The following is a 2,423-nucleotide window of genomic DNA, read 5'->3' as shown; positions in this document are numbered from 1 at the left end:
TATTGCAATAACAGTTTGACAACCACTGCGCAAAATAAAATCCTTCCCTTATCCACACAACCCTCGTGCATATATAGGAGCCTATCCGTTCTCTGATGCTTCGCTGAAGTGCTTTGCTTCCTCCATGGAAGAATCGATGCTTCGCTACAACCTCAGCGCAAAATTTCAATCTTTCCCATAGCTTACAACCTCAGCGCAAAATGAAAACTCGTTCCCGAAAATGAAAAAACGCCCCTGCCATCTTCGGCAAGGGCTACTCTTCTCTCATATCCTTACGTTCTTCACTGTTCCATCCAGGAAGGTGATGGTGAAGCTCGTAGGGCTATGAACCGTGATCTCTTGAAGGACCATCCGCGTGAGTTCCGGGATCTCGAAGTCGAGCTTTCCTTCTGCGGTGAGCTCGATCATCTGTTTTCCGCGAAGCCGTTCCAGCGGATTCTCGGAGTGTTTCATTTTCTCCCATCGCTCCATCTCCTGATCCCGGTTCTCAACGATACTGTTCCATGCGATCACCACAGCCTCCTGAAGAACCGCCTCCTTCACGTTCAAAGCTTTGCAGGTTTTTCCCTGCGCCTTCTCCGCTTGGAAGCACTTCCAGAAGGGTTCCTTAATTCCGGTCCAGCTTCTCCGGATGAAGCGGCTTTTGCAGCTTCCGCAGTACACCTTGTTGAAGAATGCTGTCCCCACCTTCGAGCTGATTTCCTTGATGCCGTGGCTTTCCATGAAGCCCTCCCGGCGTTTCAGCTCGGCCTGCGCAGCCTCCCAATCATCCGGAGGAATGATGGGCTTGTGATTTCCCTGCACGTAGTACTGGTCCTTCTCTCCATTGTTAGCCACCATCTTCTTGGAAAGGAAATCCACGGTATAAGTCTTCTGCATCAGAAGGTCGCCCTTGTACTTTTCGTTCTGGAGCATCCGCCGGATCGTGTTCGCGTTCCATGCCGCTTTTCCCGTCACGCCCGGGACGTTCTTTGCCCGAAGCCTCTGAGCGATTTCTTCGAGCGACCATCCTTCCAGAAAGTACCGGAAGATCCTTTCTACCACCCTGGCCTGCTCCGGGTTGATGACAAGGTTTCCGTTCTCATCCTTGTCGTATCCCATGAAGCGCTCAGTGTTGAGCATCGGCTGACCTCTCTTGAACTTCGACCGGATGCCCCATGTCGTATTCTCCGAGATGTTACGGCTCTCCTCCTGCGCAAGGGAGGAGAGGATGGTAAAGAGCAACTCCCCGGATGCTGCCATCGTGTCTATTTTTTCCTTCTCAAAATAAATGGGAATGCCGAGGTCCTTCAGCTCCCGTGAGTAACGCAGGCAGTCAGCGGTGTTACGGGCAAAACGGGAGATGGACTTCGTAATCACCCGATCGACCTTTCCCTCGCGGCAGGCCCGGATGAGGTTCTGGAAGCCCTGACGCTTTTTCGTCCCGGTTCCGGAGATGCCCTCATCCGAGAAGATCCCGGCCATCTCCCAGTTCGGATTCTTGTTGATCAATTCTGTGTAGTAGCTGACCTGGTTCTCAAAGGAGCCAAGCTGCTCCTCCTGCTCTGTCGAGACCCGGCAGTAGGCAGCCACCCGGACCTTCTTCTTTGTCCCCTCAGCTGACTTTTTTGTCTGGCTTGCGGGAATAACCGTAACACTCTTTGCCATCGATCTTCTCCTTTCCAATGTAAACAAGGCCAGGGTAATCGCGCAGGGATTGCAGCATCTCATCCGGAACCCTGACGCCCCTGCAGGCGCCCTTGCCATATCGGCTCATGGTGTTGCAGATCCATTTCACGCTTCCGTTGTTTGCGATGATGCGTCGGAGCTTCCCGCCGCAGTACTTGCAGAAAATCCGGTCCTTGTATGGGTAATTTGCTTCTGTGAGAGCCGGTGCGCTCTGGATGTGGACTTTCTTCGTGTGTGCCTTGTGCCAGCTCTTTGTGTCCTCATAGGTAAAACCCGTGACTCTTCCCCGGTCGATCCTTTCATTGATATACCGGTCTTCGGAAAAAACTCCCCAGCTCTTCACCACCTCGTCAGGGATGGAAACGCCGGGGCAGAAGTCGCTGCTGAATCGCTCTTTTCCTGAGCATACCCAGCGGTTCTTCCCTCCGGTGTAGGATCGCATCAGCTTATTTCCACACTTTGCGCAGTAGAGCTGATCCTTATAAGGAAATGTCTCCATGGGCAGTCTCTTCTCCGGTTCCTTCTTTGGCAACTTCCGGACGCCGAGTGCCTTCTGGGCTTTCTCCCAGAGATCATTCGTCACGATCGGCGGATGATTCTCTTTGTAGTAGACCATGGTGTGTTCCCCGGTATTCTTCCTCTCCTTCCGGTGCTCATCCACGAAGTGCCTGAACTGTACGAAGTCGCCCTTGTACTCCTCGTTTCCCAGGATCCTGGCCACCGTTTTCCGGTAAAATCTGGCACCACTCTTGGTC

The 2,423-nt window shown here is 53.0% G+C and carries 2 protein-coding genes; both read right to left on the bottom strand.

The window, feature by feature from the left end; translation table 11 throughout:
- Nucleotides 1–264 precede the first annotated feature (264 nt).
- Nucleotides 265–1,647, bottom strand: coding sequence for a recombinase family protein (locus ACTQZS_RS15270; protein ID WP_441476582.1), 1,383 nt, complete (start codon nt 1,645–1,647; stop codon nt 265–267).
- Nucleotides 1,595–2,423 (bottom strand): recombinase family protein (locus tag ACTQZS_RS15265; RefSeq protein WP_441476581.1); only part of this gene is annotated, 829 nt, incomplete at its 5' end. The genes ACTQZS_RS15265 and ACTQZS_RS15270, both read right to left, overlap by 53 nt.

Origin of the sequence: Bilifractor sp. LCP19S3_H10 (assembly GCF_052119185.1) — a bacterium.
Taxonomy (GTDB): Bacteria; Bacillota; Clostridia; order Lachnospirales; family Lachnospiraceae; genus Bilifractor.
The sequence above is the reverse complement of the archived record's forward strand: the minus strand, read 5'-3'. Positions and strand labels throughout refer to the sequence as shown.

Excerpts from the sequence above, each read along its gene's own strand:
- ACTQZS_RS15270 (WP_441476582.1), bottom strand. The coding sequence starts at position 1,647 with ATGGCAAAGAGTGTTACGGTTATTCCCGCAAGCCAGACAAAAAAGTCA.